The organism is Oerskovia sp. NPDC057915, from assembly GCF_042887685.1.
GTDB lineage: Bacteria > Actinomycetota > Actinomycetes > Actinomycetales > Cellulomonadaceae > Oerskovia.
The window spans coordinates 12000-36762 of record NZ_JBHVOS010000033.1; the positions used below are offsets into that span (position 1 = coordinate 12000).

Annotated in this window: 16 protein-coding genes; 12 read left to right on the forward strand and 4 right to left on the reverse strand. The window is 72.4% G+C overall.

The genetic code is table 11. The features are described 5' to 3' along the window. The first annotated feature begins 57 nt into the window (after positions 1-57). Positions 58-609 (forward strand): AAA family ATPase, encoded by a 552-nt coding sequence (locus ACFVQ3_RS17830; RefSeq protein WP_387641921.1) that lies wholly within the window; start codon positions 58-60, stop codon positions 607-609. 148 nt (positions 610-757) lie between these two features. Here ACFVQ3_RS17830 and ACFVQ3_RS17835 read toward each other — a convergent pair whose 3' ends face one another. Then, on the reverse strand, positions 758-1519 hold the full coding sequence (locus ACFVQ3_RS17835; RefSeq protein ID WP_387641923.1) for a hypothetical protein: 762 nt from the start codon (positions 1517-1519) through the stop codon (positions 758-760). Positions 1520-1793: 274 nt separating this feature from the next. Between ACFVQ3_RS17835 and ACFVQ3_RS17840 the strand changes: the two genes are divergently transcribed. Genes ACFVQ3_RS17840 through ACFVQ3_RS17850 form a run of 3 tightly spaced genes read left to right on the forward strand, consistent with a single transcriptional unit; the run spans position 1794 to position 7875 of the window. After that, positions 1794-3629 carry a DUF3375 domain-containing protein gene (locus ACFVQ3_RS17840; RefSeq protein WP_387641925.1) on the forward strand — a complete coding sequence of 612 codons (1836 nt, stop codon included), beginning with the start codon at positions 1794-1796 and terminating at the stop codon, positions 3627-3629. Then, positions 3626-4402 (forward strand): DUF4194 domain-containing protein, encoded by a 777-nt coding sequence (locus tag ACFVQ3_RS17845; RefSeq protein ID WP_387641927.1) that lies wholly within the window; start codon positions 3626-3628, stop codon positions 4400-4402. Before ACFVQ3_RS17840 ends, ACFVQ3_RS17845 begins: the two co-directional genes overlap by 4 nt. Further along, entirely contained in the window at positions 4402-7875 is a 3474-nt protein-coding gene (locus ACFVQ3_RS17850) for an ATP-binding protein (RefSeq protein WP_387641930.1), read from the forward strand. The genes ACFVQ3_RS17845 and ACFVQ3_RS17850 overlap by 1 nt, the downstream gene beginning before the upstream one ends. A 76-nt stretch (positions 7876-7951) precedes the next feature. Here ACFVQ3_RS17850 and ACFVQ3_RS17855 read toward each other — a convergent pair whose 3' ends face one another. The 3 genes from ACFVQ3_RS17855 to ACFVQ3_RS17865 are packed head-to-tail and all read right to left on the reverse strand — an operon-like array spanning position 7952 to position 11256. Further along, a complete protein-coding gene (locus ACFVQ3_RS17855; RefSeq protein WP_387641932.1) occupies positions 7952-9694 on the reverse strand; it encodes a sensor histidine kinase in 1743 nt (580 codons plus the stop codon). A gap of 3 nt (positions 9695-9697) precedes the next feature. After that, positions 9698-10507 carry a response regulator transcription factor gene (locus tag ACFVQ3_RS17860; RefSeq protein WP_387641935.1) on the reverse strand — a complete coding sequence of 270 codons (810 nt, stop codon included), beginning with the start codon at positions 10505-10507 and terminating at the stop codon, positions 9698-9700. 44 nt (positions 10508-10551) lie between these two features. Continuing rightward, a complete protein-coding gene (locus tag ACFVQ3_RS17865) occupies positions 10552-11256 on the reverse strand; it encodes a TetR/AcrR family transcriptional regulator (RefSeq protein WP_387641938.1) in 705 nt (234 codons plus the stop codon). A gap of 98 nt (positions 11257-11354) precedes the next feature. Between ACFVQ3_RS17865 and ACFVQ3_RS17870 the strand changes: the two genes are divergently transcribed. The 8 genes from ACFVQ3_RS17870 to topA all read left to right on the forward strand — a co-directional run bounded on the left by ACFVQ3_RS17870 (position 11355) and on the right by topA (position 24645). Continuing rightward, on the forward strand, positions 11355-14045 hold the full coding sequence (locus ACFVQ3_RS17870; RefSeq protein ID WP_387641940.1) for a beta-glucosidase: 2691 nt from the start codon (positions 11355-11357) through the stop codon (positions 14043-14045). 174 nt (positions 14046-14219) lie between these two features. Beyond that, on the forward strand, positions 14220-15887 hold the full coding sequence (locus tag ACFVQ3_RS17875) for an ABC transporter substrate-binding protein (RefSeq protein ID WP_387641942.1): 1668 nt from the start codon (positions 14220-14222) through the stop codon (positions 15885-15887). Positions 15888-16049: 162 nt separating this feature from the next. Beyond that, a complete protein-coding gene (locus ACFVQ3_RS17880; protein ID WP_387641945.1) occupies positions 16050-17126 on the forward strand; it encodes an ABC transporter ATP-binding protein in 1077 nt (358 codons plus the stop codon). Further along, the gene (locus tag ACFVQ3_RS17885) at positions 17123-18103 is read left to right on the forward strand and encodes an ABC transporter permease (protein ID WP_387641947.1); all 981 of its coding nucleotides are present in this window, start codon (positions 17123-17125) and stop codon (positions 18101-18103) included. The genes ACFVQ3_RS17880 and ACFVQ3_RS17885 overlap by 4 nt, the downstream gene beginning before the upstream one ends. Before the next feature lie 5 nt (positions 18104-18108). Continuing rightward, positions 18109-19311 carry an ABC transporter permease subunit gene (locus ACFVQ3_RS17890; RefSeq protein ID WP_387641950.1) on the forward strand — a complete coding sequence of 401 codons (1203 nt, stop codon included), beginning with the start codon at positions 18109-18111 and terminating at the stop codon, positions 19309-19311. Next, entirely contained in the window at positions 19308-20396 is a 1089-nt protein-coding gene (locus ACFVQ3_RS17895) for an ABC transporter ATP-binding protein (RefSeq protein WP_387641953.1), read from the forward strand. The genes ACFVQ3_RS17890 and ACFVQ3_RS17895 overlap by 4 nt, the downstream gene beginning before the upstream one ends. A gap of 220 nt (positions 20397-20616) precedes the next feature. Beyond that, positions 20617-21576, forward strand: a complete 960-nt coding sequence (locus ACFVQ3_RS17900) for a phosphatase PAP2 family protein (RefSeq protein WP_387641955.1) — start codon at positions 20617-20619, stop codon at positions 21574-21576. A 261-nt stretch (positions 21577-21837) separates the two neighbouring features. Continuing rightward, a complete protein-coding gene (gene topA / locus ACFVQ3_RS17905; protein WP_387641958.1) occupies positions 21838-24645 on the forward strand; it encodes a type I DNA topoisomerase in 2808 nt (935 codons plus the stop codon). Positions 24646-24763: the final 118 nt, after the last annotated feature.

A 24763-nucleotide genomic window follows, 5' to 3' on the forward strand; every position in this document is an offset into this window, starting at 1 on the left:
ACCGGTCCGGTGGCGGCCTCAACCCCGTTCTCGGCGCGTTCGACCGACGGCGTCGGCATGTTCGACGCGCCCTTCCGGCGCCTGGGGCCTAGTCTCTCGATCGTGCTGATCGCCATGGCGGGACTGCCCGGAACCGGCAAGAGTCGACTCGCGCGCCTCCTCGCGCGCGACCTGAGGGCGGTGGTGCTCAGCGTCGACCCCGTCGAGGACGCGTTCCTTCGCGCAGGGGCGGTGCACGACGACGTCACTGGCCTGGGTGCATACCTCGCCGTTGAGGCGGCCGCGGAGGAGAACCTGCTCCTGGGCCACGCCGTGATCGTCGACGCGGTCAACGACCACCCTGCGGCCCGGCAGCAGTGGGTCGACCTCGCGGCGCGGGCGGCGACCCGGCTCTGGTTCGTCGAGGTCTACCTCGCGGACGAGGACCTGCACCGCCGACGCCTCGTGACCCGGGGCACGCGGTACCCGTCGCTGCCCGAGCCCGGGTGGGACTCGCTCGCCGAGCGCGCCCGGGCGCTCGCGGGCTGGACGGACCCGCGGCTGCGGCTCGACGCCTCGCTGGACGACGCCGAGCTGCTGGCGGCGGCCAAGGACTGGCTGGACGGCTGACCGGCGCCACCGGCGCCCCCCCACCCGTCGCCCCCACCCCCACCCGTCGCTGCCGAGCATGCGGTTGGCGTCGGAATCCGGTCTGGATCGGACGCCAACCGCATGCTCGGCTGACGCCAACCGCATGCTCGGCAGCAGGGTGCCGTCGTCACGCACCGTCCGACCTGTAGCCACCCGCCGGGGTCGCCGGGGTCGCCGGGGTCGCCGGGGTCACCGGGGCCAACGGGTCGACCGGCTCGACCGGCTCGTCCGAGCCCACCGGGACACGCCCCCGCGCGGCGTCCCCGGCCCCCTCGGCCTCCGCGCTCGCCCCGTCACCCCGCCCGCCGCTGTCCTTCGTGTCGCCCCCGAGCCCGAGCAGCACCCACACGGGACCGAGCACGATCCACGCACCGAGCAGGATCGCGACGCGCAGCGCCCAGCCCCACAGCGGGTCGCCGGGCCACTGGGTGGGCGGGAGCAGCCCGTCGCCCGCGACGATCGACAGGGTCCCGACGACGCCGAGCGCGATCACGGTCGCGAGTGCGACGAGCGCCAGCAGCCCGAGCTCGTGCACGAGGCCCGCCATGCCGGTCTTGGGCGGCTTGACGGGCGGCGGTCCGCCAGCGAAGTGGTGGGCAGCGCGAGCGTCGGCCCACGAGACGACCGAGTGCCCGAACGCCACCGTGAACCCCAGGTACACGGCTGCGAGCCCGTGCACGGCCTCGGGCGGCGACCCGCTCGCGACGTCCGCGATCGACACGGTCACGAGCAGCAGGTCGATGAGCGGCACGCTGAGCAGCAGGACCGTGCTGAGGCGTTGCCGACGCAGCACGTACCGTGCGATCAGGCCCGCGGTGAGCACGACCCAGAAGCCGACCTCGCACGCGAGGATCAGCAGGACCAGCGGGTTCTCGAGGAGGCTCGGCATGGTGTCCATGCTGGTCACGCGGGTGCCCGACGGCGTCGGCCACCTCGCCGATCTTTGCTCGCCGCGCGTACATCGTTCGACGGAGGGCTTCGACGGAAGTCGGCGTGGGCGCGAACAGGGTGCCTTTGAGGACCGTGCCGATCCCGGGATCGTGGGACCCGGCGCCTAGGATGCTCGGTGCGGCTGATCGTGCGACTCCTTGCAGCAACCGCCCCGACCGGCGCACGAACGAGCCACCGGTCGGCACCGAACAAGCACGCGCGAGAGGGCCTGAGTGCAGCACGACGACATCGACGCCCTGCGGCGCACCCCCGCCTGGCGCCTCCTGCGCTCGGACAACGCGCCGCTCGCGCTGAGCTTCCTCGGCACGGTCTTCGTCGAGCAGAACGTCCGCTCGATCGGTGAGGCCGAGCTGGTCTCGCTCCTCGACGACGCGCTGTACGCGATCGACGGTCCGGACCGACCAGCCCGCGCGCAGCCCCGGCCCCCCACGGAGGGCGACGAGCCCGCGGCGGGGAGAGACACCGTCGGTCAGGGGGAGACGGAGGAGGAGGCCGAGGCGCGCAGGTACCCGCGCTCGCCCAAGGCCTACCTCGACCACTGGTCCGCACCCGAGCAGGGATGGCTGCGCAAGTTCTACCCGACGGGCTCGGAGGAGGCGCACTACGACGCGACCCCGGCCGTCGAGAAGGCCGTCTCGTGGGTCTCGGCGCTGCGCGAGCGCAGCTTCGTGGGCACGGAGTCGCGCCTCAACACGGTCTTCGAGCTGTTGCGTCAGCTCACGGTCGGCACCGAGTCCGACGCCGACGCGCGCCTGCGCGAGCTCGAGGCACGGCGGGCGCGGATCGACGAGGAGATCGAGCGTGTGCGCGCGGGCCAGCTCTCGCTGCTCGACGCCGCGGCCCAGCGCGACCGCTACCAGCAGCTCACGGGCACGGCTGCCGACCTGCTCGCGGACTTCCGCGAGGTCGAGGCGAACTTCCGGACCCTCGACCGCGAGATGCGCGAGCGCATCACGGGCTGGGACGGCGCCAAGGGCGACCTGCTGGACGCGGTCGTCGGGAGCCGGTCCGCGATCGCCGACTCGGACCAGGGGCGCAGCTTCCACGCGTTCTACGACTTCCTCCTGGACCGCCAGCGTCAGGAGGAGTTCGCCGAGCTCGTCGAGAAGGTCCAGGCCCTGCCGGCGCTCGAGGAGCAGGTCGGGGACGACGGCGAGGCCGCTCCCGGCATCACCGGTCGCGCGGCCGGGCGCCGTCTGCGCCGCATCCACTACGACTGGCTCGACGCGGGCGAGCGCACGCAGTCGACCGTGCGGGTCCTGTCGGAGCAGCTGCGCCGCTTCCTCGACGACCAGGTGTGGCTCGAGAACCGGCGCGTCATCGACGTGCTGCGCAGCATCGAGTCCCGCGCCCTCGCGCTCCGCGACACCCCGGACCGCCAGCGCCTGGGGGCCGCGGACACCGGGCCGCTCGCGACGACCATGGACGCAACCTCGGTCGACGTGCACCTGCCGACCGAGCGACCCCTCTACCGGCCCCAGCACCAGGAGCCCCTCGCCAGCGAGGGCGTGACCGCGGGCGTCGCGGACTTCGACGCGTCGGCCCTGTTCACGCAGGTCCACGTCGACCCCGAGCGCCTGAGCCGCACGGTCCGCGACGCGCTGCGCCGCCGGGGCCAGGTCTCGCTCGCGCAGCTCGTGGAGGAGCACCCGCTCGAGCAGGGACTCGCGGAGCTCGTGACGTACCTGTCGCTCGACGACCCGCGCTTCGCCGTCGTGCACGACCCGGCGCACACCGACGAGGTGCGGTGGGTCGTCGCCGACGTCGACGCCCCGGCGGCGGGTGGTCCCGGAGGCGCGTCCGCCGACGAGGGGGGCGAGACCACGGGGGCCACCGACGCCTCGGCCACCGCAGCCGAGGACGACGACGGGACCCGCGCGAGGCCCGTCGGGCCGAGCGTGCGCGTCGCCCGCGTCCCGCGCGTCACGTTCGCCCGGACAGGGGCCAAGGATCTCGCGGGCGCCGTCGCGCGCTCGCTCGCGCAGGCGCAGCCCGACCCGTCCGACCAGCCGACCGATCAGCCGTCTCCTCAGGAGGGAACCCCGTGAGCCAGCAGCCCGTCCGGACCGAACGCCCCGGGCAGACCGGTGGGCCCAGCCCCGAGCTCTCGCTCGTCGTGACCTCGCTCGTCAAGGGGGTCGTCTACCGCGAGGCGGGCACGCGCACGTGGCGCGACCTGCTCGCGCTCGAGGCGCAGGCGCGGGACTTCGTCGCGACGCTGGGCCTGGAGATCGTCATCGACGAGTCCGAGGGGTACGCCTACCTGCGCGCGCAGCCCGAGGACGAGCACGACGGCACGTTCATCCCGCGCCTCGTCGCGCGCCGCGAGCTGTCGTTCGACGTGAGCCTGCTGCTCGCGCTGCTGCGCAAGCGCCTCGCGCAGTTCGACTCCGAGGGTGGCGACACGCGTCTGGTCCTGACGCGCGACGAGATCGTGGACCTCGTCAAGGTCTTCCTGCCCGGGTCCAGCAACGAGGCCCGGGCGCGCGACCGCGTCGAGGCGAACGTGCGGCGCGTCGTCGAGCTCGGCTTCCTGCGACCGGTGCCCGACACCCCGGACACGTACGAGGTGCGGCGCATCCTCAAGGCGTTCGTCGACGGGCAGTGGCTCGCGGACTTCGACGCGAGGCTCGCGGAGTACGCGGCCGAGCTCGCGTCGCGCGACGGGGGAGCGCTCCTGCCCGACGGCGGCACCCCCGCAGGTGCACCGGTTCCGGTGGGCGGTGGCACGGTCGGCGTCGAGGACGGCCCGGGATCCGACGACGACAGCATGCTCGGCGCCGGGCCCGGCACCGACCGCACGACCCACGAGGAGGCCTGATGGCCGAGGCACTGTTCAGCGCGGTCGAGCTGCACGACGCGGCGGCGGACCTGGACCAGCGGTCGGGCTACCGCCTCGACCGGCTCGAGGTCCTCAACTGGGGCACGTTCGACAAGTACGCGTGGAGCTTCGAGCTCGAAGGGCGCAACGCGCTGCTCACGGGAGACATCGGCTCGGGCAAGTCGACCATCGTCGACGCGATCACGACCCTGCTGCTCCCCGCGAACCGCATCAGCTACAACAAGGCCGCTGGTGCGGACACGCGCGAGCGCACGCTGCGCTCCTACGTGGCCGGGCACTACAAGTCCGAGCGCAACGAGGTCACGGGTGCCTCCCGGCACGTGGGCCTGCGACGCGGCCACACCTACTCGGTCATCCTGGGCGAGTTCGCCAACCGCGGCTTCGACTCGCGCGCGGTCCTGGCCCAGGTGTTCTGGCTCAAGGACGGTGCGCAGGGCCAGCCCGAGCGCTTCTACGTCACGAGCACGTCACCCATGACGATCGCCGACGACTTCGCGGGCTTCGACGGGGACATCAACGTCCTGCGCCGGCGCCTGCGCGAGTCCGGCGCGCAGATCCGCGACCACTTCCCGGAGTACGGGCGCGACTTCCGCCGACTGCTCGGCATCGAGTCCGAGCAGGCCATGGAGCTCTTCCACCAGACGGTGTCGATGAAGTCGGTCGGGGACCTCAACGAGTTCGTGCGCGAGCACATGCTCGAACCGTTCGACGCGGCCCGCTGGACCGAGAAGCTCGTCGCGCACTTCGACGACCTCACGAGCGCGCACGACGCCGTCGTCAAGGCCCGTGCGCAGATCGACCAGCTCGCGCCCCTGCTCGCCGACGCGGACGCGTACGACGCCGCGGGGGAGCAGGTGCGGACCCTGTCCGCGCAGCGCGAGGCCCTGCGCGGGTTCACCGCGGGGCGCCGGGTCGAGGCGCTGGACGCGCGCATCGGTGAGCTCGAGACGTCGATCGCGGCGAGGGCCGACGGCCTCGACCGACTCAAGGAGGAGCTCGCGCTGCTCGACGCCGAGCGCCAGCGCCTCGAGGTCGAGCGCGCCGGGCACGGCGGCGACCGGCTCGCGCAGATCGAGGGCGAGGTCGCACGCCGCGAGGTCGAGCGCGCCGAGCGCCGCGCCAAGGCCGACGAGTACGCGCGCTACCTGGCCGCGGCCGGGCTGGAGCCCGTGGCGTCGCGCGACGAGTTCGTGGCGCTGCGCGAGCGTGCTGCCGACCTCCAGTCGGACGCGCAGGACGCCCTGGGCGAGATCGAGGGCCGGGCCGGGGAGGTCGCGGCCGAGCTGCGCGCGGTCGAGGCCGAGGCCCGCGAGATCAACGCCGAGCTGAAGTCGCTGGCCGACCGCGAGTCCAACCTGCCCCGCACGAGCCTGGACCTGCGGTCGCGCCTGTGCTCCGACGTCGGGCTCACGGACGCCGACCTGCCGTTCGCGGGTGAGCTCATCGGCGTGCGCGCCGAGCACGCCGAGTGGGAAGGGGCCGCCGAGCGCGTGCTGCGCGGCTTCGCGCTCTCGCTGCTCGTGCCTGCCCAGCACTACGACGCCGTCTCGGCGTGGATCAACTCGCACGACCTGCGGTCCAAGCTCGTCTACCACCGGGTGCCCGCGCCCGCCGCGGGGCGGCCGGGGAAGGGGCGCGGCGTCGTCGGGACGCCTGCGAGCCGGGACGACGGGCCGCTCCTCGCGGACCTGCTCGAGGTCAAGGACGGCGACCTCGCGACCTGGCTGAGCGACGAGCTCGAACGGCGCGCCGACTACGTGTGCGCCGACACGCTCGCCGACTTCCAGCGCGTGCCGCGCGCCGTGACGCGCGAGGGGCAGGTCAAGCACTCGGCCAGTCACCACGAGAAGGACGACCGTCGCGCGGTCCGCGACCGCAGCGGCTACGTCCTCGGCTGGAGCAACCAGGGCAAGATCGACGCGCTGCTCGACGAGGCCACCGACGTCACGGCGCGGCGCACGGCCCTGGAGGAGCGTCGCGACGAGGTCGGGCGTGAGAAGAACGCGGCGATCTCCCGGTCGGGCGCGCTCAACCGGCTCGACGTGTTCCGCGAGTGGCGCGAGCTCGACTGGGAGGAGCCCGTGCGCGCGATCGCCGAGCTCCACGAGGAGAAGCGGCGCATCGAGGGCGCGTCGACCGAGCTCAGCCGCATCGCCGACCAGCTCCGCGACCTCGCGCGCCGGGCCGCGGGCATCGCGTCCGAGCGCGACGCGCTGCTCTCGGCGGCGGGCGCCGACAAGCACGCTCTCGACAGCGCGCGCACGCAGCGCGAGCGGTCGGCGCGGGTCCTGACCGAGCAGGGTCCGCTCGACGCTGCCCTGGTCGACGACCTCGCGCGCCTGTTCGACGCCGAGGCCGACGACCAGGCCGCCGCGCAGGGCGGCGTGCCGGGCGACGTCGAGCCCGACGCGGTCGAGAGCGCGCTGCGGACCAGGCTCACGAGCCGGGTCGAGGAGGCGCAGGCCCGTCAGGGGCAGCTCGGGACGCGCATCGCCGCGCAGATGACGGCGTTCCGGGCGGCGTACCCCGTCGAGACGACCGAGCTCGACAACGACGTGCGTTCCGCACCCGAGTACCGGGCGCTGCACGAGCGGCTCACGCGCGACGACCTGCCACGCTTCGAGGTCGACTTCAAGACGTACCTCAACACCAACACGATCCGCGACATCGCGGGCTTCCACGCCGAGCTCTCCAAGCAGGCGGATCTGATCCGGGAGCGCGTCGAGATCATCAACGACTCGCTGCGCGCGATCGACTACAACCCCGGCCGGTACATCCGCCTCGAGATGGCGCCCACGCCCAACACCGAGGTGCGCGAGTTCCGGGCGGACCTGCGGGCGTGCACCGACGGCGCCCTGGGGCTCGACCTCGAGGGCCGGCGCGACGAGGACACCGGCGAGGAGACCGTCGCGTACTACTCGGAGGAGCGGTTCCTGCGGGTCAAGGCGATCGTCGAGCGGTTCCGCGGGCGCGAGGGGCAGGCCGAGGCAGACGAGGCGTGGAAGCGTCGCGTGACCGACGTGCGGAGCTGGTTCGTGCTGTCCGCCTCGGAGCGCTCGCGCGAGGACGACGTCGAGCACGAGCACTACTCCGACTCCGGGGGAAAGTCCGGTGGTCAGAAGGAGAAGCTCGCGTACACGATCCTCGCGGCCTCGCTCGCGTATCAGTTCAAGCTCGACTGGGGCGCGGTGCGGTCCAAGGCGTTCCGGTTCGTCGTGATCGACGAGGCGTTCGGTCGCGGGTCCGACGAGTCGACGCGGTTCGCGCTCGAGCTCTTCAAGAGCCTCGGACTCCAGCTCCTCATCGTGACGCCGCTGCAGAAGATCCACGTGATCGAGCCGTACATCTCGGCCGTGGGCTACGTCGACAACCCGACGGGTCGCAACTCCCGACTGCGGACCCTGACGATCGAGGAGTACCAGCAGGAGAAGGCGGCCCACGCGGCCCTCTGACGGAACCTCCAGGGTGCCGAGAACGGGGTTGAGGTCGTTGTCCGACGGATGACGACCTCAACCCCGTTCTCGACGGCTACGGGTTCAGGTCTCGGGGGAGCCGGACCTCGAACGTCGTGCCCGACGACGGAGCCGGGCCCGCGTCGCGCACCGTGATCTCGCCCCCGTGCGCCTGGACCACGGCCTGCGCGATCGCGAGACCCAGCCCGGTCGAGCCGCCGACCCGGTTGCGTGCCGAGTCCCCACGGCTGAACCGTTGGAACAGCGACGGCAGCAGGGCGGGCGGGATGCCGGGGCCGTCGTCGGTCACCGACAGGACGACGTGGTCGTCGCCGTCGGGCCGCAGACCCACGACCACGCGCGTCCCCGGCGGGGTGTGGACGCGGGCGTTGCCCAGGAGGTTCGCGAAGACCTGGCGCAGGCGTGCCTCGTCGCCCACGACCGTGACGTCGGGGACGTCGAACGTGTCGTCACCGTCGGCCCACAGCGCGTCGCCCTCGGCGAGGATCCCGTCACCGTCGAGCGTCAGCGTGTCACCGCCGACGCGGGGGCGGTCGCCGTCGGCGGAGGGCGCGTCACTCCCGGCGGAGGATGCGTCGCCCTCGCGCACCGGGTCGTCGCTCTCGCGCACCGGGTCGTCACCCTCGAGCGACGGGTCGTCACCTCCGGCGAGCGGCAGGTCCAGCTCCCACACGTGGTCACGGCTGGCCGCGTGCGCGTCGGCGACCGCGTCGATCGCGAGGGCCGCCAGGTCGACGGGTTCGCGGTCGAGCGGTCGGCCGGCGTCGAGCCGGGCGAGCAGCAGCAGGTCCTCGACGAGGCCGCCCATGCGCAGCGCCTCGGACTCGATGCGGTCGAGAGCGCGCAGCGTGTCGGGCGGGACGTCGTCGGGGGATCGGCGCACGAGCTCCGAGTACCCGCGGATCGACGCGAGGGGCGTGCGCAGCTCGTGGCTCGCGTCGGCGACGAACTGGCGGACCTGCGTCTCGGACTCGTGGCGTGCGGTGAGGGACGCCTCGACGTGGTCGAGCATGCGGTTGAGCGCCGCGCCGACCTGCCCGACCTCGGTCCGTTCGTCCGTGAACTGCTCGTCGACGCGCGGGATCTCGCCGACCTCTCCGCGGTCGAGGGGCAGCTCGGACACATGGACGGCGGCGTCGGCGAGCGAGTCGAGGGGCCGCAGCGAGCGGCGGACGAGCCAGGTCCCGAGCACCGAGGCGAGCGCGATCCCGATGCCCGCGAGGACGACCTCGACCAGGAGGTAGCCCTCGACGGTCTGGCTCACCGAGGCCGTGCTCATGGCCGTGATGGACGGTTCGCCATGCTGCGTCGTGGTCGAGATCGCGCGGAACGTCCCGAGGTCGGCGACCTCGACGTCGTGCGGCTCGCCGTCGGCGGGCACGGACTCGAGGTCGTCGATCTGGGCGGTGTCGAGCTCGCGCCGGTCGCCCAGGTCGTCGACGTACCCGGCGAACTGCACCTCGCCGCCCGAGTAGACGACGTTGATGGTCCCGGCGCCCTGCCCGGGCGGCAGGGGGTCGTCGTTCCCCGTGCCCGACGACGGAGCATCACCCGGGGAGGTCGCGGCGCTCGGGGCCTGGGCCGGGTCGCCCGGCCGGTCGAAGGGACCGCGCTCGGCGCGCTGGCTCGCCTGGACGAGCTCGTCGTCGAGGCGGTCGACCAGGCTGGTGCGCAGGGCGAGCGTCGAGCTGACGGCGAGTGCGACGCTGAGCACGAGCAGGATCCCGACGAGCACGACGACGAGCTGTCGGCGCAGGGTGCGCGGTCGGGCGGTGAGCGACGCCCGGGGTGAGGTCACGCGTCAGGCCTTCGCGGCGCCGTCGGGCAGGGGGCGTGCGGTGTCCCCGGCCCCCTCTGCGGGCTTGATGACGTACCCGACGCCGCGCAGCGTGTGGATCATGGGTTCGCGGCCCTTGTCGATCTTGCGGCGCAGGTAGGAGATGTAGAGCTCGACGATGTTGGCCTGTCCGCGGAAGTCGTAGTTCCACACGCGGTCGAGGATCTGCGGCTTGGACATGACGCGGCGCGCGTTGCGCATGAGGTAGCGCAGGAGCTCGAACTCAGTCGCCGACAGGTGGACGGGGTCGCCGCCGCGGAACACCTCGTGCGAGTCCTCGTCGAGGACCAGGTCGCCGACGACGACGGTCGAGTCCTCGCGCGCGGCGGTCGCGCCGCCGCGGCGCATGAGGCCGCGCAGCCGTGCCACGACCTCCTCGAGGCTGAAGGGCTTGGTCACGTAGTCGTCGCCGCCGGCGGTGAGCCCCGCGACGCGGTCCTCGACGGTGTCGCGGGCCGTGAGGAACAGGACGGGGACGTCCGGGGAGACCGCGCGGATGCGGCGCAGCACGGTGAGGCCGTCGAGGTCGGGCAGCATCACGTCGAGGACGATCACGTCGGGGCCGACGTCGCGGGCCGTGCGGACGGCGGACTGCCCGTCGAGGGCGGTCGAGACGTCCCACCCTTCGTAGCGCAGGGCCGAGGTGAGGAGCTCGGCGAGGTTGGGCTCGTCGTCGACCACGAGGACGCGCACGGGCGAGCCGTCGGCGCGGGTCAGGCGCTCGGGGGCGCGCGGGGAGACGAGGGGTTCCGTGGGCGCGGGGGTCGTGGTCATGGGTCCATGGTGCGCGCGGTGCCTCGGTCGTGCCTGTGGTGTTCCTATGAGTCGACTGTGAGGGTGGTGCCCTGGTCGAGCGGCCGCTCCCGGTACGAGGCGGCGAGCGTCGAGGCGAGGATCGCCTCGATGGCGAAGGCTGTGGCTCCTGCGAGGTCGACCGCGTCGGGGTCGAGCAACCACTGGGTCTGGAGCCCGTCCATGACGGCGATGATCGTGCTCGCGGCGCGGTCGAGGGCCTCGGGGTCGAGCGCGACGTCGTCCTCGGGGGTCAGGAGGCCGGCCTCGCGTCGTTCGGCGATCACGGTGGTCAGGGCGCTCGTGATGTCTCCGCGCAGACCCGCGAAGCGGTTCGTGGCCCAGTCGCGCGCGGGGTGCTGGTCGGTCACGGACTCGCCGGTCAGGACGGTGTAGGCCTGCACGATGCCGGGGCGCTCGGCGTTCATCCGGGCGGTCGTGACGAGGTGGCGGAACAGGTCGAGGCCGCCGGGGATGTGCTTGCCCTCGAGGTGCTCGACGTCGACGACGTCGCGGAACTCGAGGACCTCGATGAGGAGCTGGTTCTTGGAGCCGAAGTGGTGGAGCACCCCGGCGTGGGTGATCCCGACCTGCTCGGCGACCTCGGCGAGCGAGCCCTGGTGGTACCCCTTGGACCCGAAGACGCGCATGGCTGCGCGCAGGATCTCTTCGCGTCGGGCGGCGGTGCCCTTGCGCGGTCGGCGCGTGCGCGCCGGTGTGGCCTCTGTCATGACCGCAACCATACTGTGATCTTCGCTGACTTACTGACCTGTAAGTAAGTGTGGTTGTATATCGGCCAGCAGACAACGCCGTCCGAACGGAGCACCTGGTGTCACTGAAGACCCACGACGTCACGACCGACGTCACCCCCGACGTCGCCGACGTCGACGGGACCGAGGAACGCCTCGCGCGCCTCGCCGCAGACCTCACCGTCGAGGAGAAGGTCTCCCTCGTCGTCGGCGCGGGCATGTGGACCACGACCCCGATCGAGCGCATCGGCCTGCGCGCCGTCGCCATGTCGGACGGCCCCGTGGGCGTGCGCGGCACGGGCGGCGAGACCGACGGTGCCGCAGCAGGAGCGCAGACGTCCGCGATGCTGCCCGCCCCCAGCGCGCTCGCCGCGACCTGGGACCTCGACCTCGCGACCCGCGCGGGCGCGCTCTTCGCGTCCGAGGCCCGCCGGCACGGCGTCCACGTGGTCCTCGCCCCGCAGATCAACCTCCAGCGCACGCCAGTCGGCGGCCGCCACTTCGAGTGCTACTCCGAGGACCCGCACCTGACCGCCGAGATCGCGGTCCGGCTCGTGCGCGCCTCGCAGGAGAACGGCGTCGGCATGAGCGTCAAGCACTACGTCGCGAACGACTCGGAGACCGAGCGCACGCGCTACCTCGCCCGCCTCGACGAGCGCACGCTGCGCGAGGTCTACCTCCCGCCGTTCGAGCGCGTCGTGCACGAGGCCCAGGCCTGGAGCGTCATGGGCGCCTACTCGGGCGTCGACGACGGCGAGACCGCCGCGCCCGTCCTCGAGCACCGCCCGCTCCTCACGGGGGTGCTCAAGGACGAGTGGGGGTTCGACGGCGTCGTCGTGAGCGACTGGGTCGCGACCAGGTCGATCCGGGGCGCGGTCGAGGGAGGGCTCGACCTCCAGATGCCCGGCCCCGACGGCCCCTGGGGCGACGGCCTGCTCGACGCCGTCCGCTCGGGCGAGGTCGCCGAGGCCGAGCTCGACGACAAGGTCCTGCGCCTCCTGCGCCTGGCGCACAGGGTCGGCGCGCTCGACCTCGGCGGGCCTTCCCTCCCCGGCACCGCACGGGTGACCGGCCTCCAGCCCGACGGCGCACCCTCCTCCGCGTCGTCGGCCCGCGACGGGCTCACGGACCAGGAGGCGTCGGCCGCCTTCCTCCGTGAGCTCGTCGCACGCTCGATCGTGGTGCTCAGGAACTCGCCGGTCGCGCCGCGCGCCGGGTCCGCCGGCGAGGAGGCCCCGCTCGTGCCCCTCGACCCCGCGGCCCTCGCAGCCCCGGGGCGCCCCCTGACCGTGGCCCTCCTCGGTCCGGCCGCGACCGCCCCCTTCCTCCAGGGCGGAGGGTCGTCGTTCGTGGTCCCGGACCGCGTCTCGACCCCCGAGGAGGAGATCCGCGCAGGTCTGCCCGAGGGCACGCGCCTCCTCGTCCACGACGGCGCACGCTCACGCTCCAACCCGCCCGCGCTCGACGTCTCCGGCCGCTGCAGCGACCCGCTCACGGGCGCCCCAGGGCTGCGTGTCGAGCTGCTCGACGCCCACGGCGAGGTCCTCGACTCCCGCACGGCCCCGACGTGGGACGGCTGGCTCCAGGACGTCCGCGCCGACGCCGTGGCCGTGCGGGTCCGCGCCGACGTCGACCTCGACGAGCCCGGCAGGCACGAGGTCGGCATCGGCACGGTCGGCGTCCACACCGTCACGGTCGACGGGCAGGTCGTGTCGACCGGCGACGTCGTGGTCGATGAGGACGTCGTGCTGAGCTCGGGCCACAACCACCCCGTGGCGCGCACCGTGACCGTCGACGTCGCCGAGCCGCGCACCGCGCACCTCGACGCCACGCTCCAGGTGGTGCACGCCGTCGGGTACGCGTCGTTCGTGCGCGGCGAGCTGGTCCACCGGCTGCCCGGGGCGAGCGCCGAGGAGCTGCTCGACGCCGCCGTCGCCGCGGCCCGTGAGGCCGACGTCGCGATCGTCGTGATCGGCACGACCGAGGAGGTCGAGTCCGAGGGCTACGACCGCCCCGACCTCGACCTGCCCGGCAACCAGGACAGGTTGGTCGAGCTCGTCCTGCAGGCCAACCCGCGGACCGTGGTCGTCGTCAACGCGGGCGCCCCCGTCCTGCTGCCCTGGCTCGACGACGCACCGAGCGTCCTGTGGGCCTGGCTCGGCGGGCAGGAGGCCGGGACCGGTCTCGCCGACGCGCTGCTCGGGGCGACCGAGCCCTCCGGCCGCCTCCCGTGGACGCTGCCCGCCCGGGCCGAGGACGTCCCCGTCCCGCACGCCGTCCCGCGCGAGGGCGTCGTCGAGTACACCGAAGGGCTCGACGTCGGCTACCGCGCGTGGGAGCGCACGGGCGCCACGCCCGCGGCCCCGTTCGGCCACGGCCTCGGCTGGTCCGAGTGGGGGTACCTGGGCGCGACGGTCGTCGGTGCGCCGAACGTGCAGGAGACCGGCCACGACGTGCTCCTCGACGTGACCGTCCGCAACACGGGCACCCGCGCGAGCCGCGAGGTCGTGCAGGTCTACGTCGAACCCGACGCCACCTCGGCCCACGACGCGCCCGACGTCCCCCACCGCCCCGTGCGCTGGCTCGGCGGCTTCGCGGTCGTCGACGCCGCCCCGGGCGAGACCACCACGGCTCGCGTGCGCGTCCCCGCACGCGCCCTCCAGACCTGGGACGTCCCCGCGCAGCAGTGGGTCACCGCTGCCGGCGGGCACGTCCTGCGAGCAGGACGGTCGATCCGCGACCTCCGGCTCCGGGCGACCCTGCCCGACTGACCCCGGGGTGCCGGTCGACCAGGGCGACCTGCTCGACCGGCTCCCCGAACGCACCACCCGCACGACCAGCCCCACCCGCACGGCCCAGCCCCACCCCGTCCCACCAGCAGGATGACCGGTTCACCGCGGACCGCACGTACGGTTCGTTCAGATTTTCAGTGCAAGGAGGCACTCATGAACAAGCGCAGGATCAGCACGGCGATCATCGGGCTCACGTCGCTCGCCCTGGTAGCCACCGCGTGCAGCGGCGGCAGCGGCGACGGGGGCACCTCGTCGGCAGCCAGCTCGGACGTGCTCACGATCGGCATGCCCAACGGCCCCCAGACCGACAACTCCAACCCCTTCGCGAACACGTCCTCGGCGATGTCGCTCGGCTACGCGTTCGCGATCTACGAGCCCCTCGCCCAGGTCAACACCGTGCGGCCCTCGGAGGACCCCACGCCGTGGCTCGCGAGCGAGTGGGAGTGGAACGCCGACTACACGCAGCTCACCCTCACGGCCCGTGACGGCGTCAAGTGGTCCGACGGCGAGGACTTCACCGCCGACGACATCGCCTACTCGTTCCAGATCCGCAAGGACAACGAGGGCCTCAACACGTTCGCCCTGCCCTTCGGCGACATCGCGGTCGACGGCAACAAGGTCACGGTCTCGTTCACCGCGGGCCAGTTCGTCAAGCAGGCTCAGATCCTCCAGCTCTTCATCGTCCCCGAGCACATCTGGAAGGACGTCGACGACCCGACGACCTGGACCAACGAGGAGCCCGTCGGCACCGGCCCGTACACGCTCAAGTCCTGGACCGCGCAGGCCGCGACCCTCACCGCGCGCGACGACTACTGGGGCGGCGAGCTCGGCGTCAAGGAGCTGCGCTACAGCTCCTACAACGACAACAACGCCCTCACCAACGCCCTCGTCTCGGGCGAGGCGCAGTGGGGATGGACCTTCATCCCCGACTACCAGAAGGTCTACATCGACGCGAACCCCGACGTGAACAACCAGTGGGCACCCACGGGCCTCGGCGTCGACTCGCTCTTCCTCAACACCGAGACCGAGCCGTTCGACGACGTCGCCGTCCGCAAGGCCGTCCAGATGGTCCTCGACCGTCAGCAGATCTCCGACCTCGCGTCCTCGGGCGTCTTCCCGCCCCTGCTCAACGTGACGGGCATGCCCGAGCCCGCAGGCGCCGACTTCATCACCGCGCCCTTCCAGGGCAAGAAGTACGCGGTCGACGTCGACGGCGCCAAGAAGGTCCTCGCCGACGCCGGCTACACCCTCGACGGCACGACCCTCAAGGACCCCGAGGGCAACGCCGTGACGTTCACGCTCACCAACCCCACGGGCTGGTCCGACTACCTGACCGAGCTCCAGATGGTCGCCGACGCCGTCAAGCCCCTCGGTATCGACGCCACCGTCGAGGGCCAGAACGCCGACGCATGGTTCACCGCGATCGCCGAAGGTGACTTCCAGGCCTCCATGCACTGGACCGACGGCGGCGCGACCCCCTGGGACACCTACTCCAACCAGATGGACGGCGCCCAGTACATGCCGCTCGGCGAGCGCGCCAACTGGAACTTCGGCCGCTTCAAGAACGACGAGGCGACCGCAGCCCTGGCCACGTACGCCAACGCCACGGACGAGACGGCCCGTACCGCGGCGCTCGAGACCGTCCAGCAGGTCTTCGTCGACGAGGTCCCGACCATCGCGCTCCTCGGACGCCCGGCCGCGGCCCAGTACTCGACCAAGAACTTCGTGGGCTGGCCCTCGGACGAGGACCCGTACGCGAACCCGCAGCCGACGACGGCGAACGCGTCGCTGATCCTCACGAAGCTGAAGCCGGCTTCCTGATCGTCTCGTGAGTGGTGGGGAGGGGCGTGGCCGGGCCTACCATCCGGCCGTTCCTCCCCACCACTCCTGCCTGCGCAGCGCGTCCTTCGCTCCCCATGCCGCACACGTGGCCGGTGCTTGATGCAGGCGCCCCCCGTTCCCCCCCAGCAGTCAGGTTCACCCATGAGTTCCGACACGCACCACGCCCCTGCGCCCCCGCCCGACGCGCCCGTCCTCGAGGCCCGCGGGCTCACCAAGCACTTTCCCGTCAAGGGGCTGCGGTCCCACGCCGTCGTGCACGCGGTCGACGGGGTCGACGTCTCGCTGCGCAGCGGCCAGGTCGTCGCGCTCGTGGGGGAGTCCGGTTCCGGCAAGTCGACCATCGCCCGGCTCCTCGCCCGCCTGTACACGCAGACGTCGGGCGAGATCCTCCTGCACGGCGAGCCCGTGACCGCGCACCGCGGCCGGGCCTTCCGCCGGTACTGCCGGCGCGTCCAGATGATCTTCCAGGACCCGTTCGGTTCGCTGAACCCGGTCCACACGATCCGCTACACGCTCACGCGCTCGCTGCGGATCCACCAGCCGAAGCTGCGCGGCAAGGCGCTCGAGGACGCCCTGGAGGCCTTGCTCGACCGGGTGCAGCTCCAGCCCGAGCGGTACGTCGACAAGTACCCGCACGAGCTCTCGGGCGGGCAGCGCCAGCGTGTCGCGATCGCGCGCGCCCTGGCCGCCGATCCCGAGGTCCTGCTCGCCGACGAGCCCATCTCGATGCTCGACGTGTCGATCCGCATCGGCATCCTCAACCTCCTCAAGGACCTGCGCGACCGCCTCGGCATCGCGATCCTCTACATCACGCACGACATCGCCTCGGCCCGGTACTTCGCCGACGAGACCCGGGTGATGTACGCGGGCCGCATCGTCGAGCACGGCGAGAGCGAGCTCGTGACGCAGGAGCCTGCGCACCCGTACACCCAGCTCCTGGTGCGCTCCGCGCCGGACCCGGAGAACCTCGCGGCGCAGGACCGCACGGGTGCGAACGGCGAACCACCGTCGATGGTCCGCCCGCCCGAGGGCTGCCGCTTCAGCCCGCGCTGCCCGTTCGCGACGGACCTGTGCCGGAGCACGGTCCCCGGCCTGGTGCCCGTGGGCGACGGCCGCAAGGTCGCCTGCTGGGGCTACGTGGGAGCGTCCGACGTCGATCCTGCCGAGCGGGACCTGCTCCCCGTGCTCGGCGCTGCACGAGTGGGGGTGTCGGCATGAAGTACTTCCTGCGACGCATCGTCTTCTACGTGATCACCGCGTGGGCGGCCATCACGATCAACTTCTTCATCCCGCGCATGATGGACGGCGACCCGGTGTCGTCCTTCATCAACAAGAACCAGGGCCGCATCAGCTCCGAGGCCCGCGAGTCGCTGTACGTCCTGTTCGGGCTCGACAGCGGTGCCTCGCTCTGGGAGCAGTACGTCGACTACTGGAAGATGCTCTTCTCGGGCGACCTGGGTCTGTCGATCATGCTCTTCCCGAGCACCGTGAGCGAGGTCATCGCGCAGGCCCTGCCGTGGACCATCGGCCTGGTCGGCATCGCGACGGTCATCAGCTTCGTGCTCGGCTCGTTCCTGGGCGTCGTCATCGGCTGGCGCCGCGGGTCCTGGGCGGACGGCCTCCTTCCCGTCACCACCTTCTTCTCGTCCGTGCCGTACTTCTGGCTGGGCCTGGTCGCGATCATGCTCTTCTCGGTGACGTGGTCGATCTTCCCGTCGTCGGGCGCCTACCAGCCGGGGCTCGTGCCCGGGTGGAGCTGGGAGTTCATCGGATCGGTGATCCGGCACGGCACGCTGCCCGCGATCACGATCGTGCTGTCCTCGGTCGCGGGCTGGATCCTCGGCATGCGGAACATGACCGTCACGGTCACCTCGGAGGACTACGTCACGGTCGCGCAGGCCAAGGGCCTGTCGGAGCGTCGCGTGATGTTCGGGTACGCGGCCCGCAACGCGATCCTGCCGCAGGTCTCGGGCTTCGCGCTGTCCCTCGGCTTCATCGTGTCCGGGACGCTCGTCATGGAGAAGGTCTTCTCCTACCAGGGCGTGGGCTTCACGCTCCTGCAGGCGATCGGCGCGCACGACTACCCCCTCATGCAGGGCATCTTCCTCATGATCACGCTGTCCGTCCTCGTGGCGAACATCCTCGCCGACCTCGCCTACGTGGTCCTCGACCCGCGCACCCGACAGGAGGGCTGAGAAAGATGACCGGCATCCCCGTCCAGATGGACCACGCCCAGCTCGACACCGGCTCCGAGCCGCTCGCCCCCGAGGTGCCCAAGCGCCGCAAGGGGTCCCGCAAGAAGCAGAAGCTCCTGTTCCTGCGCAACGGCAAGTCGTTCACGGGGCTCGCGATCCTGGGCTTCTTCGCGATCCTCGCGGTGGTCGGCCCGTGGATCGCCCCCTACGACCCCAGCGCCATGTCGCCCGACGTCCTGCAGCCCCCGAGCGCCGCGCACTGGCTCGGCACCACGCACGTCGGCCAGGACGTGTACTCGCAGATCCTGGTGGGCACGCGCGGCGTCATGATCGTCGGGTTCGTCGCGGGCATCGGGGCGACGCTCCTGTCGATCCTGGTGGGTGTGAGCGCGGGCTTCCTGGGCGGCGTGAGCGACGAGCTGCTCTCGTCGCTGTCCAACATCTTCCTCGTCATCCCGGCGCTGCCGCTCATCATCATCGTCGCGGGCCAGCTCCCCGACGCGGGCGGCCTGACGGTCGCGCTCATCCTGGCCGCGACGAGCTGGGCGTGGGGTGCGCGCATCCTGCGCGCCCAGACCCTGTCGCTGCGCCGGCGAGACTTCGTCGAGGCCGCGCGCGCCAACGGCGAGTCGACGTGGCGCATCGTGTGGTTCGAGACCCTGCCCAACCTGACGGCCATCATGGCGTCGAGCTTCGTGGGCACCGTGACGTTCGCGATCCTCATGCAGACGACGCTCGCGTTCATCGGCGTCACGTCGATCTCGGACTGGAACTGGGGCACGATCCTCTTCTGGGCCGAGCAGCAGCAGGCCCTCTCGCGCGGCGCGTGGTGGTGGTTCGTCCCGGCGGGCCTGTGCATCGCGATGCTCGGCATGGCGCTGACCCTCATCAACTTCGGGATCGACGAGTTCGTCAACCCGCGCCTGCGCTCGACGGGCGCGAGCCCGCGCGCGCTGCGCAGGCGTCGCATCTCGCCGCGCATCGGCTTCACTGCCGTGGTCCGCGAGGGAGCTCCCGCCACGGCCGGCACGCCCACCACCAGGCCCGACGGCGCCACGCGCCCGGGTGCGCCGCCCACCCCGACCGGTGCGACGCCGTCGGGCACGGGGAAGGGGACGCCCGCCCCGGGCGGGCCGGACACCCCGGGGAGCACGCGCGACGACCGCGACACCGACGGCACGACCGCACGCAAGGAGAACGCCCGATGACCGTCACCGACCTCCCACCTGCCGGGGCCCCCACCGGGACCGGCAGGCCCGTGCTGGAGATCCGCGACCTGCACGTCGCCTACGGCTACGGCCCCGAGCCCGTGCGCGCGCTGCGCGGCGTGAACCTCACGCTGCACGAGGGCGAGGTCCTGGGGATCGCGGGCGAGTCGGGCTGCGGCAAGTCGACCCTCGTCTACGCCGCGACGCGCCTCCTGCCCCCGCCCGGCCTCATCACGGGCGGCGAGGTCCTGTTCCACGGGGGTGTGGGGAGCACGGGCGACGAGCCCGTCGACATCCTGCGCATGAGCGACAAGGAGCTGAGGCGCTCGCGCTGGCAGGACACCGCGATCGTGTTCCAGGGCGCCATGAACTCGCTCAACCCCGTCTACCGGGTCGGCAAGCAGCTCACCGACGCGATCGCGGCGCACCGCCCCGGCATGTCGCGCACCGACCGCAACGATCGGGCCGCCGAGCTGCTGTCGATGGTCGGGATCGCGACGGACCGCATCTCGGCGTACCCGCACCAGCTCTCGGGCGGCATGCGCCAGCGCGTCATGATCGCGATGGCGCTCGCGCTCGAGCCCAAGGTGCTCATCATGGACGAGCCCACCACGGCGCTCGACGTCGTCATGCAGCGCCAGATCGTCGAGCAGATCATCGAGCTGCGCGACCGCCTGGGCTTCTCGGTCGTGTTCATCACGCACGACGTGTCCCTGCTCATCGAGGTCGCCGACCGGATCGCGATCATGTACGCGGGCGAGATCGTCGAGCAGGCGTCCGCGAGCGACGTCTACCGGCGACCGCGCCACCCGTACACGCACGGGCTGCTCAACTCGTTCCCGCCCCTGCACGGGCCCAAGCGCCCGCTCGTCGGCATCCCGGGCTCGCCGCCCGACCTCCAGGCGCTCCCGAGCGGGTGCCCGTTCCGGCCACGCTGCGCGCACGTCATGGACGCGTGCGCCGAGATCCACCCGGGCCTCGGCCCCACGTCGCTGGGGCTGCCCGGCGTCGGCGAACCGGGACGGTCGGTCGCGTGCCTGCTCCACGACGGGCACGGCGAGGTCCCCACGGAGCTGCGCGTCTGAGCGACGCGCACGGGCCGCCAGGGTCGATGATCCCCTGGCCGCGGGGACGCCCGGTCGGCCCCGCGAGCAGAGCCGGTCGGCACCCCGCGTCGGGTGCCGGCCGGCTCCTGCTCGTCGTGGGCGGCTCCCGGCCGAACGTGTGAAAGACCACCCACCGCCACGCCCTGACCTGCCCGTTCTCTTTGCCGGATCCCCACACGCGGTGACCTACGGTGGACGGGTGAGCTTCCCTCCTCCTTCGACGACGCAGCCGACCGCACGCCCGACGGCGCCCCCGCGGGCCGTCGGCGCGCGCCCCGTGCACGCGCCGAGCGGGGGTGCGACCAACGTGACGGCCCGGGTCGTGGCGGGGCTCACCGCGGTCGCCGCGATCGTCCTCGCGTGGCAGGTGTGGAGCTACTTCGTGACCACCGAGCAGGGGCAGCACCTCGACCAGGCGGCACTGACGGGCGCCGACTACGGGCAGGGGGCGCTGTGGTCGTTCGCGTCTCCCGTGCTGGACGTCGTCTCGGTGTCCTTCGTCGTCCTCGGGCTGGGGACCGCGATGGGCATCGCCCTCCTGCGACGTCGGTGGGGCCTGGCCGTCCAGGTCGCGTTCCTCGTCGTGGGGGCCAACGTCACGACGCAGCTCACGAAGAAGGTCTTCCTCGACCGCCCGGACCTCATCGGCGGGTGGAACGGCAACAGCCTGCCGAGCGGTCACACGACGGTCGCCGGCTCGGTGTCGGTCGCCCTGCTGATGGCGGTGCCGCGCGGCTACCGTCCCGTCGTCGCGCTCCTGGGCGGCACGTACACGGCGGCCACGGGCATCTCGACGCTCGTGGGCAAGTGGCACCGCCCGAGCGACGTGGTCGCTGCGTTGCTGGTGGTCCTCGCCTGGGGCGCCCTGGTCCTGGCGTTCACGCCGACCTCGGCCCTGGACGAGCTCCCGGCCGGCCGGAGCGGCGCCTACCCGGGGTCGGTCGTCGTGTCGGTCCTCCTCCTCGCGGGCGGGGTCACGGCGGCGCTCGGGGCCGCGTGGTGCCTGCGCGAGGTCTACCCCGCGAGCTGGGGCATGTCCGACCTGGCGGAGACCACGGCGTACGTCGGGGGCGCGCTGGGGGTGGTCGCCGCGACGGCGGTCTCGTTCGCCCTGCTCCTCCTGCTCCGCCAGGCGACGTCGCGCCCTTCACGGAGGTGACGCGACCGCCCGCAGACCCGGCCACGGTCCGCGGGGCCCTGCGCCCACGACGACCGCGAGCCCCGGCCACTGGGGCTGTCCACAACGGATAAGGTGCCGCCTGGCGCGAGTGGCGTAACGTCATAGGCTGCCGGTGGGAACGGGACGGTGGGGTCGTGGGCCATGCCCCAGCCCGACGCCGGACCCCACCTCAGCACCTCGGCCCACCCGGAGATCGCTCCGGGCACGAGCCACACCAGCAGCAACGGAAAGCAGGAACGGATGTCCTCAGGTCGCAAGCTCGTCATCGTGGAGTCCCCCACGAAGGCACGCAAGATCCAGGGCTACCTCGGTGACGACTTCGAGGTGGAGTCGAGCGTCGGGCACATCCGCGACCTCCCGCAGCCGTCCGAGCTGCCCGCCGACATGAAGAAGGGGCCGTTCGGCAAGTTCGCGGTCAACGTCGACGAGGGCTTCGAGCCCTACTACGAGGTCTACGCGGACAAGAAGAAGAAGGTCGCGGAGCTCAAGCGCGCCCTGAAGAACGCCGACGAGCTCTACCTCGCGACCGACGAGGACCGCGAGGGCGAGGCCATCGCGTGGCACCTTCTCGAGGAGCTCAAGCCCAAGGTCCCCGTGCACCGCATGGTCTTCCACGAGATCACCCGCGAGGCGATCGAGCGTGCGCTCGAGAACACGCGCGACCTCGACGAGCACCTGGTCGACGCCCAGGAGACGCGCCGCATCCTCGACCGTCTCTACGGCTACGAGGTCTCGCCGGTCCTGTGGCGCAAGGTCCGTCAGGGGCTGTCCGCGGGGCGCGTCCAGTCGGTCGCGACCCGCCTGGTCGTCGAGCGCGAGCGTGAGCGCATGGCGTTCGTCGCGGCCGAGTACTGGGACGTGTCCGGCACGTTCTCGCTCGCCGACACGAGCGCCGAGGACGCCGACAAGAGCTTCGACGCCCGCCTGGTCCAGCTCGGCGGGGCGCGGGTCGCCTCGGGCCGAGACTTCGACGACCGCGGGCAGCTCAAGCCCGCGGCGGCGCGCGACGGGGCGCGCCAGCTCGACGAGCAGACCGCCTCGCTCGTCGTCGGCGGGCTCGAGGGGGCCGACTTCGCGGTCCGCAGCCTCGAGACCAAGCCGTACACGCGCCGTCCGGCCGCGCCGTTCACGACGTCGACCCTCCAGCAGGAGGCCGGCCGCAAGCTCCGCTTCAGCTCACGGCAGACCATGCGCACCGCGCAGGCGCTGTACGAGAACGGCTACATCACCTACATGCGTACGGACTCGCCGTCGCTGTCGGCCGAGGCCACGGACGCCGCGCGCCGCCAGGCCGCCGAGCTGTACGGGCCCGAGTTCGTGCCGGGTTCGCCGCGCGTCTACGCGTCGAAGGCGAAGGGCGCGCAGGAGGCCCACGAGGCCATCCGCCCCGCGGGTGACTCGTTCCGCACGCCGGCCCAGGTCGCCCGCGAGATCAGCGGCGACCAGTTCAAGCTGTACGAGCTCGTCTGGAAGCGCACGGTCGCCTCGCAGATGGCGGACGCCAAGGGGTCGACGGCGTCGGTGCGGCTGGCAGCGCCCGTCGCCGGCAGCGAGGCGGAGGTCGCCGGACAGGACGCCGTGTTCGCGGCCTCCGGCACGGTCATCTCGTTCCGCGGCTTCCTCGCCGCGTACGAGGAGGGCACCGACGACGGAGCGGACGCGGCTGACGGCACCCCTGGGAAGTCAGGCCGCCGTCGCAACGACGAGGACGCGCGCCTGCCCCAGATGGGCGAGGGCGACCTGCTCGGCGGTCGCGACCTGACGGCCGACGGCCACTCGACGTCGGCACCCCCGCGCTACACCGAGGCCAGCCTCATCAAGGCGCTCGAGGAGCGCGGCATCGGGCGCCCGTCCACGTTCGCGTCGACCATCTCGACGATCCAGGACCGCGGGTACGTGCTGCCCCGCGGCCAGGCTCTCGTACCGAGCTGGCTCGCGTTCGCCGTGATCCGGCTCCTGGAGGAGCACTTCGAGTGGCTCATCGACTACGACTTCACCGCGGAGATGGAGGCCGACCTCGACGCGATCGCGGCCGGTGACAAGGACCGCGTCGCCTGGCTGACCCGTTTCTACTTCGGCGACGGCACGGGCCGCGAGGAGGGCGAGGGGCTGCGCCAGCTCGTCGACGACCTCGGCGAGATCGACGCACGCGACATCAACTCCGTCCAGATCGGTGAGGGCATCCAGCTCCGCGTCGGTCGGTACGGGCCGTACGTCGAGGACCTCTCGGTCGAGGTCAAGGAGGGCGAGAACCCGCCGCGCGCCTCGGTGCCCGACGACCTGGCCCCCGACGAGCTCACGGTCGACAAGGCGCGCGAGCTCCTCGCCGCGGGTGCCGACGACGGTCGCGTCCTGGGCACGGACCCCGGGTCGGGGAACCCGATCGTGGCCCGCGCGGGACGCTACGGCCCGTACGTGACCGAGCAGCTCCCCGAGCCGAAGTTCGACGAGGGCCTGTCGGCGGCCGCGCTCAAGAAGGCCAAGGCTGCGCTGCCCAAGCCCCGCACGGCGTCGCTGCTCAAGGACATGAGCCTGGACACCGTGACGCTCGAGGACGCGCTGCGGCTGCTGTCGCTGCCGCGCGTCGTGGGTACGGACCCGGAGACGGGCGTCGAGATCACCGCGCAGAACGGCCGGTACGGCCCGTACCTCAAGAAGGGCACGGACTCGCGGACCCTCCCGTCCGAGGAGGCCATGTTCACGGTCACGCTCGAGGAGGCGCTCGAGCTGTACAAGCAGCCCAAGCGCGGTCGCGGAGCCACGGCCACCCCGCCGCTGCGCGAGCTCGGCGACGACCCGACGTCGGGCAAGCCCATCGTGGTCAAGGACGGCCGGTTCGGTGCGTACGTCACGGACGGCGAGACCAACCGGACGCTGCCGCGCGACCTGACGCCCGAGTCCATCACCCCGGAGAAGGCCATCGAGCTCCTCGCGGAGAAGCGTGCGGCGGGCCCGGCGAAGAAGAAGGCCCCGGCCCGCAAGGCTCCGGCCAAGAAGCCCGCCGCGAAGAAGGCCCCGGCGAAGAAGGCGACGGCCGAGAAGAAGTAACGCTCACGCCTCGGCGACGGTCGCCGGGGCGTGCCCGCGACGTAGCGCGAGGTAGACCCGTGTGGGGCAGGTTTAACAACCCGGGGGGGTACACGCCCCCCCCGGGAGAAACACGCCC